Here is a 17085-nt window from a genome sequence, read left to right on the forward strand (position 1 = left end):
CGATTCGTCCATTGGACGGCGGCCTGCGGGGCGCCGACGAGAACAACCCGAGAAACGAGCGAGCCAGACACCACCATGGGCAAACACAAGACCCACCCCAAACTCGAGCAAGCATTGACCCGAGGCGATCTCGCGATCCGGCAGGCGAATTCCGTTCGCGCCACCGCCGTATTGCAGGCGCTCGGCAAGATGGTCGTCGATGCGAGCGCCACGATCGGCGTGGAAGCGTCTACGTCGATTCCCGACGGCGATCGCATTTACGATCCGGACGGCGGCGTGTGGCCTCAGGCGCTTTTGATCTCGTTCGATGGCCCAGTCGAAGAAGCCGACCCGGACGAAATCCGCAAGGTATTCCTGATGGCGGACACACCGTCGGTCGTCTATCGCGTCGAATGGCAGCGCGCCGACGGCAAGCTAGGGCGGCACGAAGCGCGTCCGTTTGCGATGGTCGCGTTTCTCACCGACGTCGAGGTGCCATGGAGCGACGACGAAGAGTAAAGCGATGCGGTGCGCTCGCCGCACCGCGAATCGAATCGTCGATGCGTCGGCACGTCGTCAACGCATCGTCAACGCATCAACCGGCGTCTAAATAGCACCGCACAGACGAAAAACGGCACGATCGCATAGCACGCGAGCACGCCGATATGCAGTAAGGCGCCCTCCATCGGGCGCCCCAACATGGCCGCACGAATCAGCGCTACCGCATGAGCCAGCGGCAAGGCCATGGCAGCGCGACGAATCCCCTCGGGCAACTGCGCAAGCGGAAAGAAGACGCCCGAGAGCAGCAGCATCGGAGTGAGCACGAGGGTCTGATAAAACATGAAGAAGTCGTACGACGGCGCCAGCGCCGTGACGATCATCGCCAGACTCGCGAACGCAAGCCCGGCCAACGCGACGACGGGCAGCGCGAACAACATCGACGGGAAATGCGCATAGCCGAGCAAGCCGGCGACGAGCATGATCGCCGAGCCCGACAGCACCGCCTTGCTCGCGGCCCAAACGATCTCGCCCACCACGATATCGCCGAGCGTAAGCGGCGTATGCATAATCGCCTCCCAAGTTCGCTGCACATGCATGCGCGAGAAGCCCGAGTACATCGATTCGAACGTGGCCGACATCATGACGCTCGAGCCCACGGTGCCCGCCGCCAGAAACGCGATATAAGAGACACCGTCGACATGGCCGACCATGAGGCCCAGCCCCAAGCCCAAGCCGAACAAATAGATCATCGGATCGGCCAAGTTGCCGATCATCGATGCCGCCGCGAGCTTGCGCCACACCAAATAATTGCGGCGCCAAACCGCGGTCCAGTTCGTCGCGTTGGCCGGCAGCGCTAGCCGCCAGCGATTCGCCCGTTCGGCCTTGGCTACCTTGCCTGCACGAGCCGGTGTGTTGTAGGAAGGGGCATCCATCGTTTCGTTCTCGTCATCCGCCTGATTGCGTGCGCAGGTCGTGCTCGCCGTTCTCCGTTCCGCATGCGTCCGTCATCGCCGTAGCGGGCGGCATAGGCGGCATGCGCGGTATCCCCGCGCCAGGTTACTCCTGCATTTCTCGCCCCGTCAGCCTCAAAAATACGTCCTCGAGGTTTGCCGGGCGGTGCAGATACTTCAAGCCCGAACGTCCCGCTAGGCGCGTGTTGACGGGCTCCGGGTCGCGCACGTAGCAAAACAGCGTTTCGCCGCTGATTTCGGTGCGGGTAGCGAAGGGCGCAAGCTCATCGCGCAATGTCTTCGGTGAAGCGCCGTAGACCTCGATCACGTCGCAGCCGATCTCTTGCGCTACCAGTTCGCTCGGCGCACCTTCCGCGATCTTGCGCCCTTCCTCGATAATGCAGAGCCGGTCGCATAACCGTTCCGCTTCCTCCATGAAGTGGGTCGTCAGCAGAATCGTCTTGCCGCGCGCGAGCAGGGAGCGCAGCCGATCCCAGATCAAATGGCGCGCCTGAGGATCGAGCCCGGTTGTCGGTTCATCTAGGATCAGGACCTCCGGATCGTTGATGAGCGAACGTGCGAGCGTGAGGCGGCGTTTCATGCCGCCCGAGAGTTCGCCCACGCGCGCATCGGCCTTGCTTTCGAGCCGGGCGAATTCCAGCAGCTCGGGCACCATGGCGCGCGTTTTGCTCGTGGATAAGCCGTAGTACCGGCCAAACACGAGCAGGTTCTCGCGCACGCTGAAATCGGGATCGAGATTGTCGAATTGCGGCACGACGCCCACGCGTTGGCGCGCAAAGCGCGCGCCCGACGGTATCGCTTGCCCACATAGCGAGATCGTGCCTGCATCCGGTTCGACGAGCCCCAGCAACATCTTCAAGGTCGTCGTTTTGCCGGCGCCGTTGGGTCCGAGCAGGCCGAAGCATTCGCCGGCCCGGACGTGGAACGACAAACCGTCGACGACGGCTTTGCCGCCGTAGTGCTTGACGACGTCGCGAAATTCGATGGTGTTGTTGGACATGAGGACGAACGAGAGGTAGCGCACAAGTTCGAGGCCGACAGTGCCCCATTCTATTGCATCGCGCTCGATTGCTTCGCGCCGGGATTCAAGGGCCGCCGGTGCGTCCAAGCGCTGCGCGCGGGCGTTGCGTGCGCGAGCGCGCAAGCGGGGCGAGCAAAAGCTAGGCGTTTTCCTAGTCTTGTCAGTCCAATTGCGGCGCACCATGATTGAAACGATTAACCGCGATGAGCGCGGGCTGGGAGGCCATGATGGCAAGCTACAAAAAAATCCTACTGTGCTACGACGGGACCCGCGAGGGGCGCAAGGCCTTGCGTTGCGGCGCGAACCTCGCGCTGGATCTCAAAGCGGAGACGCACTTGCTGTCGGTCGTCGACATGCGAACGAGCATCGCGCAGAGCGCTGGGCTGTTGACGGATGTCGCCTGCGGCCGCTTCGAGGACGCCGCGCGCGAAATCCTTCAAGAAGGTGTCGATTGGCTGACGGAGCGAGGCGTACTGGCGCAAGGTCACTTTGCGTTCGGCCATCCGATCGACGAGATTGCCAACCTAGCCGATCAGTTGAAGGTCGACCTCATCGTGGTCGGCCACCGCGCGCGCAGTGGGCTTTCGCGATGGTGGATGGGATCGGGTAATACGCTTTTGCTCGATCGCGTCTCGTGCAGCATTCTCGTGGCGGTGTCCACGGCGCACGAACAAGAGCCCGTCGAAGAAACGACGTCGACCGGCTCCGAAGGCGGGACCGGCACCTGATCGAATTGGAATCGAACTAACCGGCTCGCCGCGCGGACATCGTTTCGCTGCACGCAGCGGCAAGCCGGCTGTTTCATCGCTAAAAGTACGGCCCGAAACGTTAAGGGTTGAGTTCTACCGCATCGATTTGCCAGGAGAACCAGCCGCGACGATGGAAGATGACGCTGTAGGGCTCGCCGGCGGTCCCGCGCGCGTAGCTAACGGCGAACGTATCGATATCCCGATAGCCTACGCTGGCCTTGGCCCGCGGTGCGTTAGCTTCGTCGGGCGCGGCTGACGCCGAGGCGGAAGGCGAGGGTGTCGCTTGCGGTTGCGGTGCCGGCTCCGATTGCTCGTTGGCGACGGATGGCGGCGTCTCGCCGGGTTCCCCGCGAGGCGGCATTCCCTTGAGCAATGCAGCGACGCCATCGGGCGTCGCATAGGCATCGACAAGCGGGCCCACGAACGCCATACCTACGAGCGCCCCGAGCGCGGCAAGCGGATGTTGGAGCTTTTGCGAATCGACGCGCTGGCTCAGCATCTGCGTCACTTGCTGCTTTAGGCTCGCCCGCAGCGCCGGATAGTCGACGTAGCGATTGAGCATATCGGTGTCGCGTGCCTGGACAGCATCGCGCATTCGGCTCAGTACGAGGTAGGGCGAAGCGTAAGCGAACACGGCTAGCACAACCACGATGAGCGCAAGACCCACGGCAATCGAGGTGGCGAGCGGTTTTCGGGTGTTCGTGCGGTTTTCGTTCGTCATGAGAGGTCGGCCTTTATCGTTGTCCTGTGTTAATCGACAGCGATCGCGCCGAAACGATCCCGACTAATCTCAACCCCACTGTGCGGCGGGCGTGCCGGCGCGTTCGTCGTCGATGCATCGGTCGATCATCTTGCAAACGGCGTCGATCGTACCGACCAGGATGACGCGCGATGCGCCGTGATACACGCGCACGGGCGCGCGCCGCGCCGGTTCCGCATGTAGCGCGCTATTGAGCGATACGCGGGCGAACGCCGGCAACGCCGCGGGCTGCATCCCGGCGTGCGAAGCTTCGTCGGCTTGCCGCCCGAGAGCCGGAGCGGCGGTTTCGAGCGGCGGGCACGGAATGACGCTGCGCAGGTGGCGCAAGCGGCCGAAGGTGCGAAAAGGCATGAGGCGGGCAAGGCGATCCATGACGTCTCCCTAGCGTGTTGGGAATCAGAATTCGGTCGGGCGAATGAGCCCGACCGCAATGCCTTCGAGTGCGAAATCGGCGCTGCCGGCCTGCACGAAGATGTTCTCGTAATCGGGGTTCTCGGCGATGAGTTCGATCCCATTCGGCCGGCGCTTCAAGCGCTTGACCGTCACGTCGTCGCCGAGCCGCGCGATGATGATTTGTCCATCGCTTGCTTCCGTGCGCCTTTGTACGGCCAGCAAATCGCCGTCGAGAATGCCTGCGTCGCGCATCGATAGGCCGCGTACCTTCAAGAGGTAATCGGGCTTGCTCGAAAACAGCGCGGGGTCGCACGCGTAGTGTTGCGAGATGTGCTCTTGCGCCAAAATGGGGCTACCGGCCGCGACGCGGCCCACGAGCGGCAGCGATAGCTGCATCAAAGCGGGATGAGGCAACGACAACTGGTGCGGCATATCTTCGTGCGCCAGCAGGCGGATGCCGCGCGACGCGCCGGCCGCCAATTCGATCACGCCTTTGCGCGCTAGCGCGCGCAGATGTTCCTCGGCCGAATTGGCCGACGAGAAGCCGAGCGCCGCCGCGATCTCGGCACGTGTGGGCGGAAAGCCGCTGTGCTCGATCGATTGGCGGATCAAATCGACTACCTGCTGCTGTCTTGCGGTGAGTTTGGTCATAGCGCACTGTATGGATAGACAGGTTGCTGTATTTTTATACAGTATCCGGCGAAGATCAAGTCCAATGTTGCGACCCCACCCAAGTCCTTAGCAGAAATCGGCATAAAAGAATGAGGATTTATTAGTTCTTGGAATAAGTATCATCGCCTAGACTGGCTCGACGCCGGGCGCCGAGCCTTTCGCGCTTGGGTGCGGCGTATGCGTCCGATGGCTGCGAGGGCGCGAAACGCGAACGGGAGCCGGCGCGTGCGGTTTCGCGCCGATCGATCACCCGCTTGCCGAGGAGAGATATTCCCATGAACTTCCAGCAGTTGCGCTTCGTGCGCGAAGCGGTGCGCCGCAACTTGAACTTGACCGAGGTCGCGAACGCGCTGTTCACCTCGCAATCGGGCGTGTCCAAGCAGATCAAGGATCTCGAGGACGAACTCGGCATCGACATCTTCGTGCGCCGCGGCAAACGGCTCACTGGGCTCACCGAACCCGGCAAGGCCGTGCACCAATTGATCGAGCGGATGCTGCTCGATGCCGAAAACATGCGCCGTGTCGCGCGGCAATATGCCGACGAGGACACGGGCCACCTGGTCGTCGCCACGACGCACACCCAGGCGCGCTACGCGCTGCCGAGGGTCGTGCGCGAGTTCACGCGCGCGTACCCGAAGGTGCAGCTCGCCTTGCGCCAAGGCAACCCGCAGCAAATCGCCCAGATGCTGATCGACGGCGAGGCCGACATCGCCATCTCCACCGAGGCGCTCGATCGATTTTCCGACATCGTCACGTTTCCCTGCTACTCGTGGCATCACGTGGTCGTCGTGCCGAAGGGGCACCCGCTTGCCGGCCGCGCGAAGGTCACGCTGGAGGATGTCGCGGAGTACCCGATCGTCACATACGACCGCGATTTCACGGGACGCTCGCACATCGATGCTTCGTTCGCGAAAATCGGCGCACTGCCGGACGTTGTTCTGACCGCGATCGATGCCGACGTCATCAAGACCTATGTCGAACTCGGCATGGGCGTGGGCATCGTCGCCGCGATGGCGTACGACCCGAAGCGCGACACCGAACTCGTGGCCTTGGACACGCAGCAACTGTTCGAAGGCAGCACGACGCGCGTGGGTTTGCGCCGGGGCGCGTTCATGCGCGCTTACGCTTACCGGTTCATCGAAATGTTCGCGCCGCAGTTGTCCGAGGCCGGCATGGCGGGGCAGTTGCGCGAAGCGGCGTAGCGGCGCACGCAGCACGGCGCGCGAGCTGCGCACGAGCGAGCGCCAATAGGGGTAAGCAGGGCGTTCGTGCGCCGCGGCGGCGCGGTTAAAATGGCGCCCATGACTACCACCCAATCCTCATCCTCTCCCGCGGCGCTGCCGCGTATTGCCGTGCTCGCCACCGGCGGCACGATCGCCGGCTCGGCCGCCGACGCTTCGCAAACGTCCGGCTACCAGGCCGGCGTCGTTGGCGTCGATCGATTGCTGGCCGCCGTGCCGGCCTTGTCGAACGTGGCCCATATCGAAGCCGAACAAGTCGCCAGCATCGACAGCAAGGACCTCGACGTCGCGCTGTGGACGAAGCTAGCCGAGCGCATCGCCGCATTCGCGGCGCGCGAGGACATCGACGGTATTGTCGTCACGCACGGCACGGATACGCTCGAGGAAACCGCGTATGCGCTGCACCTGACGGTCAAGACGGCCAAGCCCGTGGTGATGACGGCGGCCATGCGCCCGTCGTCGGCGCTGTCGGCCGACGGGCCGTTGAACCTGCTCGGCGCAGTGACGGTCGCCGGCTCGCCGGCCGCGCGCGGGCAAGGCGTCCTCGTGGCGTTCAACAACCGCATTCACAGTGCGCGCGACGTCGTCAAGACGAGCACCTATGCCGTCGACGCGTTCCATTCGCCCGAGATCGGCGCGCTTGGCTGGGTGCAGGATGGCCGCGTCGAGTTTCAAAGGACGGTCGTGCGTCCGCATACGAGTGCCACGCCGTTCGTGGCCGGTGCCGTTTGGCCGTCGGTCGACATCGTCGCGAGCTACGCCGGCGCATCGCGCACCCCGGTCGATGCGCTCGCCGCCGCCGGTGTGAATGGCATCGTCGTGGCCGGTACCGGAAACGGCTCGATCCACGCGTCCGTGCAGGCGGCGCTGGCCGATGCACGCTCGCGCGGTATCGCGGTCGTGCGTGCATCGCGCGTCGGCTCGGGGCATGTGATGCGCAATGGGGCGGCGCCGGACGACGCGCTCGGCTTCGTCAGTGCCGGGTCGCTCAATCCCTACAAAGCGCGTGTGCTTCTCATGCTGGCGCTGGCCGCCGGCGAACGCGAACCGGCCGCCTTGCAACGGATTTTCGATACGTATTGAAAGGCAATGCCCATCGGCCCCCCGCGCGCGAGCGCCGATATAGACGAGTAAGAATGAAACGAAGCGCGCGAAGCGATTCGCGCATGTGCCAATCCGACAGGCGGACACCCGACGACGACGTCTGACCGACCAAGGCTTCCCCGGCGTCGCCGGGTGCCGCTGCGGACCCCACTGCCGCTCTCAGCCCGAAAGCGGCTTTTTTGCCTGCCATGCGTGTGCTCGGTATCGACCTCGTTCGCGCCGTGCCTCTCGCGAAGCACGGGTTGCCCCCTCGGTCTTGCCTTGCACGCGCAGGCGAGGCGCCCCACGTGCCGGCCGTTCGGTGCCGACTGCCCATCGAACGGCCGTATCCTGCTCAACTTTTACGAAGACCTCAAACCGACACGACGCACCGCGGCAAGCGCGGGCCTGTGCGTTTGCTGCCTGCGGCGCCGCACCGTTACTTCGCGACAGCCTCGGCGGCTTCGGCCGGCGCTTCGGCGATCTCGAAGCCCGACATGATTTCGAGCGCGCGCAACATGGCCGAGTGATCCCAACTGCCGCCGTCGTGCGCCGCGCAAACGCTGAACAGTTGCTGCGCGCTCGCCGTGTGCGGTAGCGCGATACCGAGCCGGCGCGCGCCGTCGAGCGCCAAGTTCAGGTCCTTGCGGTGCAGGTCGATGCGAAAACCGGGCTTGAACGTGCGTGCCGTCATGCGCGCGCCGTGTACTTCGAGAATGCGCGACGCCGCGAATCCCCCCATCAATGCTTGCCGCACGCGTTCGGGATCGGCGCCCGAGCGTGCCGCGAACAGCAGCGCTTCGGCGACGGCCTCGATGTTGAGCGCGACGATGATCTGATTGGCGACCTTGCAGGTCTGGCCCGCACCGTTTTCGCCGACGAGCGTAATGTTCTTGCCCATTAATTCGAATAGCGGCTTGGCGCGCGCGAATGCTTTCTCGCTGCCGCCGACCATGATCGACAGCGTCGCTTCGCGTGCGCCGACTTCGCCGCCGGAGACGGGGGCATCGAGATAGTCGCAGCCGAGCGCGTCGACACGCTTGGCGAATGCTTGCGTGTCGAGCGGGGAGATCGAACTCATGTCGATCACGAGCTTGCCGGCGGACAGGCCCTTGGCGACGCCGTCGTCGGCAAATAGCACGTTGGCGACGTCGGGCGTATCGGGCACCATCACGACGACGATCTCCGATTCGCGTGCGACGGCCGTCGAATCGGCCACCAAGTGCGTGTTCGCGCGCAAATCGTCGGGCACCGGATAGGCGCCATTGACGTAGAGCGTATGTCCGCCCTTGAGCAGGTTGCGCGCCATGTGCGCGCCCATGATGCCGAGGCCGATGAAACCGATCTTTGCCATGTCGATGTAGTCCGTAGAGTTCGTCTTAATGCAGATTGAGCGCGGGGCGTTGGTGCGGTGCCGTCTTACGGCTTGGCGTCAGCGCGTGCTGCGCGAAAGCGCGATGTCGCGCACCCACGACAAGCCTTCGAGCGTCGTCGTGCGCGGCTTGTATTCGCAGCCGATATAGCCGTCGTAGCCGATCCGGTCGAGCCAATCGAACAGAAACGCGTAATTGATTTCGCCGGTGCCGGGTTCGTGGCGGCCGGGGTTGTCGGCCAACTGGATATGCGCGATGCGCGGCAGGTGCTTTTGCAGCGTGGCGGCCAGCTCGCCCTCCATGCGCTGCATGTGATAGATGTCGTACTGCAAATAGAGATTGTTCGATGCGACATCGCGAATCACGTCGAGCGCCTCGCTCGATCGATTGAGCGCAAAGCTCGGAATGTCGTAGGCGTTGCAGGGCTCCACGAGCAGCTTGATGCCTTCTTTTTCGAGCGCGGCGGCGGCGAAGCGCAAGTTTTCGACGATGGTCGAACGGGCGCGCTCGGGCGTGACGTCGCGGCTCGGAATGCCCACGAGGCAGTTCAGTTGCGTGACGTGCAGCGCCTTCGCATAGTCGATCGCGCGGCCCACGCCGTCGCGAAATTCGGCGATGCGGTCGGGCAAGCAGGCGATGCCGCGCTCGCCGGCATCCCAATTGCCGGCGGGCAGGTTGTGCAAAACGAGCCGCAGGCGGTTCGTCTCGAGCCGATCGGCCAATTCCGAGGCCGGAAACGGATAGGGGAACATGAATTCGACGGCGGTGAATCCCGCGCGCGCCGCCGCCTCGAAACGGTCGAGGAAGGGCACTTCGTTGAACAGCATGGTCAGGTTGGCTGCAAATTTCGGCATGTCGTTGTCGCTCTTCGGTCGGTCAGGGTGCCGACGAGCCCTGCCTGAGCGGCGCTCGTCGGGTCGTTCGATGTTGCGGGTGAGCAGCACGTCTTGCATGCGTCTCAATCGAGCAGCGAGATGGCGGTCGGGGCGTCGTTGCGCGAATCGGCCAGCGGCTCGAACTCGTTGATCGCGTCGATGTCGTTGCCCATCGCGATGTTCGTTACGCGCTCGAGGATCACCTCCACCACGACCGGTACCTTGAATTCGGCGGCCAGCGCTTGCGCCTTTTGCAGCGCCGGGGCGATCTCGTTCGGTTCGAACACGCGCAGCGCCTTGCAACCGAGGCCTTCGGCTACGGCGACATGATCGACGCCATAGCCGTTGAGCTCGGGGGCATTGACGTTGTCGAACGCCAACTGCACGCAGTAGTCCATCTCGAATGCGCGCTGCGCTTGACGGATCAGCCCGAGGTACGAGTTGTTCACGACGACGTGCACATACGGCAGCTTGAACTGCGCGCCGACGGCCAGCTCTTCGATCATGAACTGGAAGTCGTAGTCGCCCGAGAGCGCGACGATCGGGCGGCTCGGGTCCGCGGCGCGCACGCCGAGCGCGGCCGGAATCGTCCAGCCGAGCGGGCCCGCTTGCCCGCAGTTGATCCAATTGCGCGCCCGGTAGACGTGCAGGAATTGGGCGGCGGCGATCTGCGACAGCCCGATCGTGCTGACATAGCAGGTATCGCGGCCGAACGCCTTATTCATCTCTTCATAAACACGTTGCGGCTTGATCGGCACTTCCTCGAAGTGCGTCTTGCGCTGCATCGTGCGTTTGCGTGCTTGACAGGATTCGACCCACGCCGAGCGATCCTTGAACTTGCCGGCCGCTTTCCATTCGCGCGCGATGTCGACGAACAGCTCGAGTGCGGCCTTCGCGTCGGAGACGATGCCAAGATCCGGGCCGAAGACACGGCCGATCTGCGTCGGTTCGATATCGACGTGCACGAACTTGCGGCCCTGGGTGTACACCTCGATGCTGCCCGTATGACGGTTGGCCCAACGGTTGCCGATGCCGAGCACGAAGTCCGATTCGAGCATCGTCGCGTTGCCGTAGCGGTGCGACGTTTGCAGGCCGACCATGCCGGCCATCAGCGGATGATCGTCGGCGATCGCGCCCCACGACATCAGCGTCGGGATGACGGGCACGCCGACGGTTTCGGCGAATTGGACAAGCAGTGCCTCGGCGCCCGCATTGAGCACGCCGCCGCCCGACACGATCAACGGACGATCGGACGCCGCCAGCATCTCGAGCGCGGCTTCGATCTGCTTGCGCGTGGCTTTCGGCTTGTAGACGGGCAGCGGTTCGTACGTATCGATATCGAACTCGATTTCGGCCACTTGCACGTCGATCGGCAGATCGATCAGCACCGGTCCCGGGCGGACCGAGCGCATGACGTGGAAGGCCTGCTGGAACACGCGCGGCACGAGCGCCGGCTCGCGCACCGTCACGGCCCATTTCGTGACCGGCTTGGCGATCGATTCGATGTCGACGGCTTGGAAGTCTTCCTTGTAGAGCCGAGCGCGGGGTGCTTGGCCCGTGATAGCGAGAATAGGAATCGAGTCGGCCTGCGCCGAGTAGAGTCCGGTGATCATGTCGGTACCGGCGGGGCCCGACGTGCCGATGCATACGCCGATGTTGCCGGGGGCGGCACGCGTATAGCCCTCGGCCATGTGCGACGCACCTTCGACGTGACGGGCCAGCACGTGGCCGATCCCGCCCGCGCGCCGCAGCGCCGAGTAAAGCGGGTTGATGGCGGCGCCGGGCACCCCGAACGCCGTGTCGATGCCTTCTTTTTCCAGCACGAGCACGGCTGCGTCGACGGCTCTCATTTTCGGCATGGGTGTCTCCTTGTCCTGTTCGTTCAATGCGCTGATGGCGGGTTAGAGCCACTGTAGAACTACGGAAAAGGTTTGATAAGATCGCTTGGAGTTCGGTATTTCGATACAAAAAGTATCGAATTGGGAAAGAACCTGGAAAAGCCGCAGGGCGGGTGAGCTCGGACATCGGACAGGGCGGGACCGAGGCGGCGGTGGCAGCACCGAACGTCGAACTGGGTGGAAGGACTCGAAGATGGATCGCTTCAAGCAGATAGAAACATTCGTACGGGTGGCCGAAGCCGGCAGCTTGGCGCAAGCGGCGCTGGAGGAGGGGGTGTCTCCGGTCATCCTGGGGCGGCGTATCGACGCGCTCGAAAAGCGGCTTGGGGTCAAGCTGATGTACCGGTCGACTCGGCGGCTCGTCGTCAGCGAGGCCGGCGCCGCGTTTCTCGAACGGTGCAAAGGGTTGCTCGCCGATTGGGACCAGGCCGAAAACGAATTGGCGGCGGGACGGCGCGCCGTCAGCGGGCATTTGATCGTGTCCGCGCCGGCGGCCTTCGGTCGCAAGCATGTTGCGCCGCTTGCGCCGGCGTTTCTTGCCGACAAGCCGGGGCTGCAAATGTCGTTCAATCTGACCGATCGCGTGGTCGATCTGGTTCGCGAGGGCTACGATCTATCGATTCGTATCGGCGGGGCGGTGGATCCGAACTTCGTTGCCGTGAAGCTGGCGACGAATCGGCGCGTCGTTTGCGGCACACCCGCGTACTTTGCGCGGCACGGCCGGCCGCGGTCGCTGGACGATCTGCTGGCTCACAATTGCCTTGCATTCAACTTGCAAGGGGGCCAGAACCGCGGCTGGTACTTTCAGCGCGGCGGCAAGCGCGTGACGATGCGCGTGACCGGGTCGCTCGACTGCAACGACGGCGAGCTGCTGCACCGCTGGGCCTCGGAGGGCCTGGGTCTCGGCTGGCGTTCGACCTGGGAAATCGCCGATCAGCTTGCGCGGGGCGAACTCGAAACGGTGCTCGACGAATTCGCGCTGCCCGAGTACGACATCCTGGCCGTCTATCCGCAACAGCGTTACGTGCCGGCCAAGGTGCGGTATTTCATCGACTATCTGAAAGAGGTGTATGCGCGGCCGGGGTATTGGGGCGGTATCGATGCGCAGGGCGAATCTTGACAATCGCCGTACGGGCGAACGCGCGTGCAATTGCACCGGATCAGCCTTTGCGCTATACTCTCCGGCTTCTCACTTGCCACACCGGTTGGTCCGAACGCTGACTCCGACGAGAATCGGACGATCGCGGCCATCGACGCCCGGGTGGCTTCAATCCACAAGGAGTGTGTATGCGTCATTACGAAATCGTCTTCGTCGTACACCCCGATCAAAGCGAGCAAGTGCCCGCGATGATCGAGCGGTACAAATCCACGATTACCTCGCGCGGCGGCAATATCCACCGCATCGAAGACTGGGGCCGTCGCCAACTGGCCTACATGATCGAGAAACTCGCGAAGGCTCACTACGTCTGCATGAACATCGAATGCGACCAAGCCACGCTCGAAGAACTCGAGCACGCATTCAAGTTCAACGACGCCGTGCTGCGTCACCTGATCGTCAAGATGAAGAAGGCCGAAACGGGCCCGTCGCCGATGATGAAGGAAGTGCAGCGCGAAGAAGCCAAGAAGGCAGCTGCCTCGTCGCAGCCGTCCGAAGCGCAGGCTTAACGGTATTCACGGTTTAAGCCACCTAGGTTCTATCGCATTTTCGCCGCTCTCGTGAACAGGCTGCAACTCATGGCCAGTGTGGTCGAGCGCGAGCCGCTGCGCTACACGCCGGCGGGTGTGCCGATCGCAAGCTGTACGCTGCAGCATCGCGGGGAAGTCGTCGAAGCCGGTGTCGTCCGGCAAGTCGAACTGACGATGCCCGCGCTGGCGGCAGGCGCCGCGAGCGGGAAGCTCGAAACCTGCGAGATGGGCGTCGAAACGCTCTTCACGGGTTTCCTGGCGAAGAAAAGCCGCAACGCGAGAACCTTGGTGTTTCACATCACAGAATTGCAGGACATTGGAAAGGACTGAACATGCCCCGCCCGACTGGTAAGAAATTCGACAAGCGCCGTCAGCAACAAAACCCGCTGTTCAAGCGCAAGAAGTTTTGCCGCTTCACGGCTGCCGGCGTCGAGTACATCGACTACAAAGACATCGAAACGCTGAAGGACTTCATCGGCGAAAACGGCAAGATCACGCCGGCTCGTCTGACGGGTACGAAGGCCCACTATCAACGTCAGCTCGACACGGCGATCAAGCGTGCGCGTTTCCTCGCGCTCATGCCGTACACCGACCTGCACAAGGCCTAATCAGACGGCGCGATAAGGAGAATCCGAATGCAAATCATTCTTTTGGAAAAAGTCGTCAACGTCGGCAACCTCGGCGACGTCGTCAAGGTCAAGGATGGCTACGCCCGTAACTTCCTGATTCCGCAAAAGCTGGCTCGTCGCGCGACGAAGGCCGCGATCGCCGAATTCGAAGTGCGCCGCGCCGAACTCGAAAAGGCGGCCGCCGAGAAGCTGGCCGCTGCGCAAGCGCAAGGCGAGAAGATGGCTGGCCTCACGATCCAGATCGGCCAGAAGGCCGGCGTGGATGGCCGTCTGTTCGGCTCGGTCACGAACGCGGACATCGCCGCAGCACTGACGAAGCAAGGTTTTGCAGCGGAAAAGGCGCAGGTTCGCCTGCCGCAAGGTCCGTTGAAGATGGTGGGCGACCACCCGGTGCAAGTTGCGCTGCACACGGACGTCCTGGTGGACGTCACCGTGTCGGTGCTCGGCGAGCACGCGTAAGTATCGCGAGCAGGTGCCGGCTCGATCGGGCGTTGCCCGGTCGAGCGCACAGATTGAAGAGGGGCAGGAGCCGGCGTGCCGGTTTCCTGCCTTTTTTGTTTTGGCCTCGTTTTGCCTGCTGGCTAAGGCGCAGCCATTTCGCGATAATGCCTTCCCATGAACGCACCGTCCCATGATCCGCAACTCGAATCGCTGAAAGTCCCGCCGCACTCGATCGAGGCCGAGCAGTCGGTGCTCGGCGGCCTGCTGCTAGACAACGCCGCCTGGGACCGTATTGCCGATTTTCTCGCGCAGAGCGATTTCTACCGGTACGACCACCGCATCATTTACGAGCACATCGGGCGGCTGATCGCGGCGACGCGGCCGGCCGACGTCGTGACCGTGTACGAAGCCTTGACCACCTCGGGCAAGGCCGAGGAGGTGGGCGGGCTCGCGTACCTGAACGCGCTCGCGCAAAACACGCCGAGTGCCGCGAACATCCGTCGCTATGCCGAGATCGTGCGCGATCGCGCCGTGTTGCGCCGCCTCGTGTCGGTGGCCGACGAGATTTCGGCCGGTGCGTTCAATCCGCAGGGCAAGGAAGTGCGCCAACTGCTGGACGAGGCCGAGGCGCGCGTGTTTTCGATCGCGGAGGACGGCGCGCGGGGCGCGCAAGGCTTCTTGGAAATCGGGCCGCTGCTGACGCAAGTCGTCGAGCGGATCGACACGCTTTACCACACCGCCAATCCGAGCGACGTGACCGGCACGCCGACGGGGTTTGTCGATTTGGACCGCATGACGTCCGGGATGCATGGTGGCGAGTTGATCATCGTGGCCGGACGGCCGTCGATGGGTAAGGCGCAGCCGCTCGATGCCCGCGTGAAAACGCTCTCGGGCTGGAAGCGCATGGGCGATCTCGTGTTGGGCGATGCGCTCGCATCGGTGGATGGGGCGCCGTCGGTGGTCACGGGCATCTTTCCGCAAGGCGAGCGCGAGGTCTATCGCGTGCGGTTCTCGGACGGGCGTTCGACCGAATGTTGCGACGAGCACCTGTGGCGCGTGCACTACCGAGGCTGGGCGCAGCCGCGCGTGGTCGACACTGCGGAACTGCGCACGCTGCTGACGCGCAAGCGCTACCAAAATCGCCTGTGGATCGATTTGCCCAGCGGGGATTTCGGCCACGAAGAAGCGTTGCCTGTCGACCCTTGGGTGCTCGGCGCGCTGTTGGGCGAGGGCGCGATCGGCGGCACGTCGGTTCGCTTCAGCGTCAAGGCGCAAGAGACGCTCGAACGGATGCGCGAGCGCGTCGACGCATGCATGCAGCTCGAATATGCGGGCCAATACGATTGGCGCATCAAACGTCGGCCGGCCGGCCCGGATACCGCGCACCCGAGCGCCAACCCGATCCAGCAGGCTTTGGAGCGACTGAGCCTATGGGGTTGCACGCGCTACGACAAATTCGTCCCGCGCGCGTATCTCGATGCGTCCAAATCGGTGCGGCTCGACCTGCTGCGCGGGCTACTGGATACCGACGGCTGGGTCGAGTCCTGGGGCACGGTTCGATATTCGACGGCTAGCGCTCGGCTTGCGCAGGACGTCTGCGAACTCGTCCGCTCGCTCGGCGGCTGGTGCACGGTGTCGGAAAAGCGCACGTCGTTTACGCGCGAGGGCGTGCGCACGGAAGGGGCGACGGCCTACCAATGCACGATCAGCCATCCGGATCCGCAAAGTCTTTTCCTCTTCGAAGGTAAGCGGGAGCGGCTGGAGCGCGGCCGCGTGCGACGCAAGATGCCGGTGGTGGTTTCGATCGAGCCCACGCGCCGCACACAAACGCAGTGCATTTCCGTGTCGCACCCCACGCGGCTTTACCTGACCGACGATTACGTCGTCACGCACAATACGGCATTTTCGATGAACATCGGCGAGTACGTCGCCGTCGAGTACGGGTTGCCCGTCGCCGTGTTCTCGATGGAAATGCCGGGGACGCAGCTTGTGATGCGGATGCTCGGCTCGGTCGGGCGTCTCGATCAGCACCGCATGCGCACGGGGCGCCTGACCGACGAGGATTGGCCCAAGCTCACGCACGCCGTGCAGAAAATGAGCGAGGCCCAACTGTTCATCGACGAAACGGGTGGCCTGAACCCGATGGAGCTGCGCTCGCGCGCGCGGCGCTTGGCGCGTCAATGCGGCAAACTCGGGCTCATCATCATCGACTACTTGCAGCTGATGTCGGGCTCGTCGTCCGGGGAGAACCGCGCCACGGAAATTTCCGAAATTTCGCGCTCGCTCAAGGGGCTCGCGAAGGAACTCGACGTGCCGGTGATCGCGCTCTCGCAGCTAAACCGAAGCTTGGAGCAGCGGCCGAACAAGCGCCCCGTCATGTCCGACCTGCGGGAATCGGGCGCTATCGAACAGGATGCGGACGTCATTTTGTTCATTTACCGCGACGAAGTGTACAACCCCGATAGCCCGGACAAGGGCACGGCCGAAATCATCATCGGTAAACAGCGTAACGGCCCGATCGGCCCCGTTCGGCTCACGTTCTTGGGGCAATACACGAAGTTCGACAATTTCGCCGGCGCGCAGACTTTCATGGGCGGCGAGTAGCGCACGCGTGCGGCGGCGCAACCGCAAGGGCACGGCTGTTGCATTCTCGTTCGCGGGTGCAACCGGGCGTTGGGCTCGGTCGCGCGACCCGGTACAATGTTGCAGTTTTATGTCAGCCCCAGAGAGCCGCGGGGGCCCCGGGGGTCCCCCCCCCCGGCGGAGGGGGTGGTGTTTGGTGCGGCGGGGGGCACCGCGGCCGCGGGGGGGGG

Annotated in this window: 18 protein-coding genes; 10 read left to right on the forward strand and 8 right to left on the reverse strand. The window is 63.7% G+C overall.

Going from position 1 to position 17085, the window contains the following annotated elements:
• The first annotated feature begins 75 nt into the window (after nt 1-75).
• Nucleotides 76-498 (forward strand): hypothetical protein, encoded by a 423-nt coding sequence (locus tag ACTHN9_RS24155; protein ID WP_440539339.1) that lies wholly within the window; start codon nt 76-78, stop codon nt 496-498.
• A 68-nt stretch (nt 499-566) separates the two neighbouring features.
• Here the strand turns inward: ACTHN9_RS24155 and ACTHN9_RS24160 are convergent, their stop codons facing one another.
• Together ACTHN9_RS24160 and nodI are read right to left on the reverse strand one after the other, a co-directional pair.
• Nucleotides 567-1412, reverse strand: coding sequence for an ABC transporter permease (locus ACTHN9_RS24160; RefSeq protein ID WP_440539340.1), 846 nt, complete (start codon nt 1410-1412; stop codon nt 567-569).
• A gap of 124 nt (nt 1413-1536) precedes the next feature.
• Nucleotides 1537-2451, reverse strand: a complete 915-nt coding sequence (gene nodI, locus ACTHN9_RS24165) for a nodulation factor ABC transporter ATP-binding protein NodI (RefSeq protein ID WP_440539341.1) — start codon at nt 2449-2451, stop codon at nt 1537-1539.
• Between the two features lie 248 nt (nt 2452-2699).
• Here nodI and ACTHN9_RS24170 point away from each other — a divergent pair, with 248 nt between their 5' ends.
• Complete coding sequence (locus ACTHN9_RS24170) at nt 2700-3200, forward strand: universal stress protein (protein ID WP_440539360.1); 501 nt, start codon at nt 2700-2702, stop codon at nt 3198-3200.
• A 100-nt stretch (nt 3201-3300) separates the two neighbouring features.
• Here ACTHN9_RS24170 and ACTHN9_RS24175 read toward each other — a convergent pair whose 3' ends face one another.
• The 3 genes from ACTHN9_RS24175 to lexA all read right to left on the reverse strand — a co-directional run bounded on the left by ACTHN9_RS24175 (nt 3301) and on the right by lexA (nt 5025).
• On the reverse strand, nt 3301-3942 hold the full coding sequence (locus ACTHN9_RS24175) for a DUF2939 domain-containing protein (protein ID WP_440539342.1): 642 nt from the start codon (nt 3940-3942) through the stop codon (nt 3301-3303).
• 69 nt (nt 3943-4011) lie between these two features.
• Entirely contained in the window at nt 4012-4353 is a 342-nt protein-coding gene (locus ACTHN9_RS24180; protein ID WP_440539343.1) for a hypothetical protein, read from the reverse strand.
• 24 nt (nt 4354-4377) lie between these two features.
• Nucleotides 4378-5025 carry a transcriptional repressor LexA gene (gene lexA, locus ACTHN9_RS24185; RefSeq protein ID WP_440539344.1) on the reverse strand — a complete coding sequence of 216 codons (648 nt, stop codon included), beginning with the start codon at nt 5023-5025 and terminating at the stop codon, nt 4378-4380.
• 296 nt (nt 5026-5321) lie between these two features.
• Here lexA and ACTHN9_RS24190 point away from each other — a divergent pair, with 296 nt between their 5' ends.
• Both ACTHN9_RS24190 and ACTHN9_RS24195 read left to right on the forward strand, forming a co-directional pair.
• Nucleotides 5322-6248, forward strand: a complete 927-nt coding sequence (locus ACTHN9_RS24190; RefSeq protein ID WP_440539345.1) for a CysB family HTH-type transcriptional regulator — start codon at nt 5322-5324, stop codon at nt 6246-6248.
• 99 nt (nt 6249-6347) lie between these two features.
• Nucleotides 6348-7370, forward strand: a complete 1023-nt coding sequence (locus ACTHN9_RS24195; protein WP_440539346.1) for an asparaginase — start codon at nt 6348-6350, stop codon at nt 7368-7370.
• Between the two features lie 439 nt (nt 7371-7809).
• Here the strand turns inward: ACTHN9_RS24195 and ACTHN9_RS24200 are convergent, their stop codons facing one another.
• The 3 genes from ACTHN9_RS24200 to gcl all read right to left on the reverse strand — a co-directional run bounded on the left by ACTHN9_RS24200 (nt 7810) and on the right by gcl (nt 11477).
• Nucleotides 7810-8724, reverse strand: a complete 915-nt coding sequence (locus ACTHN9_RS24200; protein WP_440539347.1) for a 2-hydroxy-3-oxopropionate reductase — start codon at nt 8722-8724, stop codon at nt 7810-7812.
• A gap of 78 nt (nt 8725-8802) precedes the next feature.
• Entirely contained in the window at nt 8803-9597 is a 795-nt protein-coding gene (gene hyi, locus ACTHN9_RS24205; RefSeq protein ID WP_440539348.1) for a hydroxypyruvate isomerase, read from the reverse strand.
• 104 nt (nt 9598-9701) lie between these two features.
• Nucleotides 9702-11477, reverse strand: coding sequence for a glyoxylate carboligase (gene gcl, locus ACTHN9_RS24210; protein WP_440539349.1), 1776 nt, complete (start codon nt 11475-11477; stop codon nt 9702-9704).
• A gap of 232 nt (nt 11478-11709) precedes the next feature.
• Between gcl and ACTHN9_RS24215 the strand changes: the two genes are divergently transcribed.
• The 6 genes from ACTHN9_RS24215 to dnaB all read left to right on the forward strand — a co-directional run bounded on the left by ACTHN9_RS24215 (nt 11710) and on the right by dnaB (nt 16876).
• A complete protein-coding gene (locus ACTHN9_RS24215; RefSeq protein WP_440539350.1) occupies nt 11710-12636 on the forward strand; it encodes a LysR family transcriptional regulator in 927 nt (308 codons plus the stop codon).
• Between the two features lie 167 nt (nt 12637-12803).
• Nucleotides 12804-13181 (forward strand): 30S ribosomal protein S6, encoded by a 378-nt coding sequence (rpsF, locus tag ACTHN9_RS24220; RefSeq protein ID WP_440539351.1) that lies wholly within the window; start codon nt 12804-12806, stop codon nt 13179-13181.
• Nucleotides 13182-13232: 51 nt separating this feature from the next.
• Complete coding sequence (priB, locus tag ACTHN9_RS24225) at nt 13233-13532, forward strand: primosomal replication protein N (protein WP_440539352.1); 300 nt, start codon at nt 13233-13235, stop codon at nt 13530-13532.
• Nucleotides 13533-13534: 2 nt separating this feature from the next.
• Nucleotides 13535-13810 (forward strand): 30S ribosomal protein S18, encoded by a 276-nt coding sequence (gene rpsR / locus ACTHN9_RS24230; RefSeq protein WP_440539353.1) that lies wholly within the window; start codon nt 13535-13537, stop codon nt 13808-13810.
• Nucleotides 13811-13837: 27 nt separating this feature from the next.
• The gene (gene rplI, locus ACTHN9_RS24235) at nt 13838-14290 is read left to right on the forward strand and encodes a 50S ribosomal protein L9 (RefSeq protein ID WP_440539354.1); all 453 of its coding nucleotides are present in this window, start codon (nt 13838-13840) and stop codon (nt 14288-14290) included.
• Between the two features lie 156 nt (nt 14291-14446).
• Nucleotides 14447-16876: a replicative DNA helicase gene (dnaB, locus tag ACTHN9_RS24240; protein WP_440539355.1), complete on the forward strand. Its 2430-nt coding sequence runs from the start codon at nt 14447-14449 to the stop codon at nt 16874-16876.
• The last annotated feature ends 209 nt before the right edge of the window (nt 16877-17085 follow it).

This window comes from Trinickia sp., assembly GCF_051953405.1.
Lineage (GTDB): Bacteria > Pseudomonadota > Gammaproteobacteria > Burkholderiales > Burkholderiaceae > Trinickia.

Bases quoted from the DNA above. Each gene is read 5' to 3' on its own strand.
- ACTHN9_RS24155 (WP_440539339.1), top strand. From the start codon at position 76: ATGGGCAAACACAAGACCCACCCCAAACTCGAGCAAGCATTGACCCGA.
- ACTHN9_RS24160 (WP_440539340.1), bottom strand. From the start codon at position 1,412: ATGGATGCCCCTTCCTACAACACACCGGCTCGTGCAGGCAAGGTAGCC.
- nodI (WP_440539341.1), bottom strand. From the start codon at position 2,451: ATGTCCAACAACACCATCGAATTTCGCGACGTCGTCAAGCACTACGGC.
- ACTHN9_RS24170 (WP_440539360.1), top strand. From the start codon at position 2,700: ATGGCAAGCTACAAAAAAATCCTACTGTGCTACGACGGGACCCGCGAG.
- ACTHN9_RS24175 (WP_440539342.1), bottom strand. From the start codon at position 3,942: ATGACGAACGAAAACCGCACGAACACCCGAAAACCGCTCGCCACCTCG.
- ACTHN9_RS24180 (WP_440539343.1), bottom strand. From the start codon at position 4,353: ATGGATCGCCTTGCCCGCCTCATGCCTTTTCGCACCTTCGGCCGCTTG.
- lexA (WP_440539344.1), bottom strand. From the start codon at position 5,025: ATGACCAAACTCACCGCAAGACAGCAGCAGGTAGTCGATTTGATCCGC.
- ACTHN9_RS24190 (WP_440539345.1), top strand. From the start codon at position 5,322: ATGAACTTCCAGCAGTTGCGCTTCGTGCGCGAAGCGGTGCGCCGCAAC.
- ACTHN9_RS24195 (WP_440539346.1), top strand. From the start codon at position 6,348: ATGACTACCACCCAATCCTCATCCTCTCCCGCGGCGCTGCCGCGTATT.
- ACTHN9_RS24200 (WP_440539347.1), bottom strand. From the start codon at position 8,724: ATGGCAAAGATCGGTTTCATCGGCCTCGGCATCATGGGCGCGCACATG.
- hyi (WP_440539348.1), bottom strand. From the start codon at position 9,597: ATGCCGAAATTTGCAGCCAACCTGACCATGCTGTTCAACGAAGTGCCC.
- gcl (WP_440539349.1), bottom strand. From the start codon at position 11,477: ATGCCGAAAATGAGAGCCGTCGACGCAGCCGTGCTCGTGCTGGAAAAA.
- ACTHN9_RS24215 (WP_440539350.1), top strand. From the start codon at position 11,710: ATGGATCGCTTCAAGCAGATAGAAACATTCGTACGGGTGGCCGAAGCC.
- rpsF (WP_440539351.1), top strand. From the start codon at position 12,804: ATGCGTCATTACGAAATCGTCTTCGTCGTACACCCCGATCAAAGCGAG.
- rpsR (WP_440539353.1), top strand. From the start codon at position 13,535: ATGCCCCGCCCGACTGGTAAGAAATTCGACAAGCGCCGTCAGCAACAA.
- rplI (WP_440539354.1), top strand. From the start codon at position 13,838: ATGCAAATCATTCTTTTGGAAAAAGTCGTCAACGTCGGCAACCTCGGC.
- dnaB (WP_440539355.1), top strand. From the start codon at position 14,447: ATGAACGCACCGTCCCATGATCCGCAACTCGAATCGCTGAAAGTCCCG.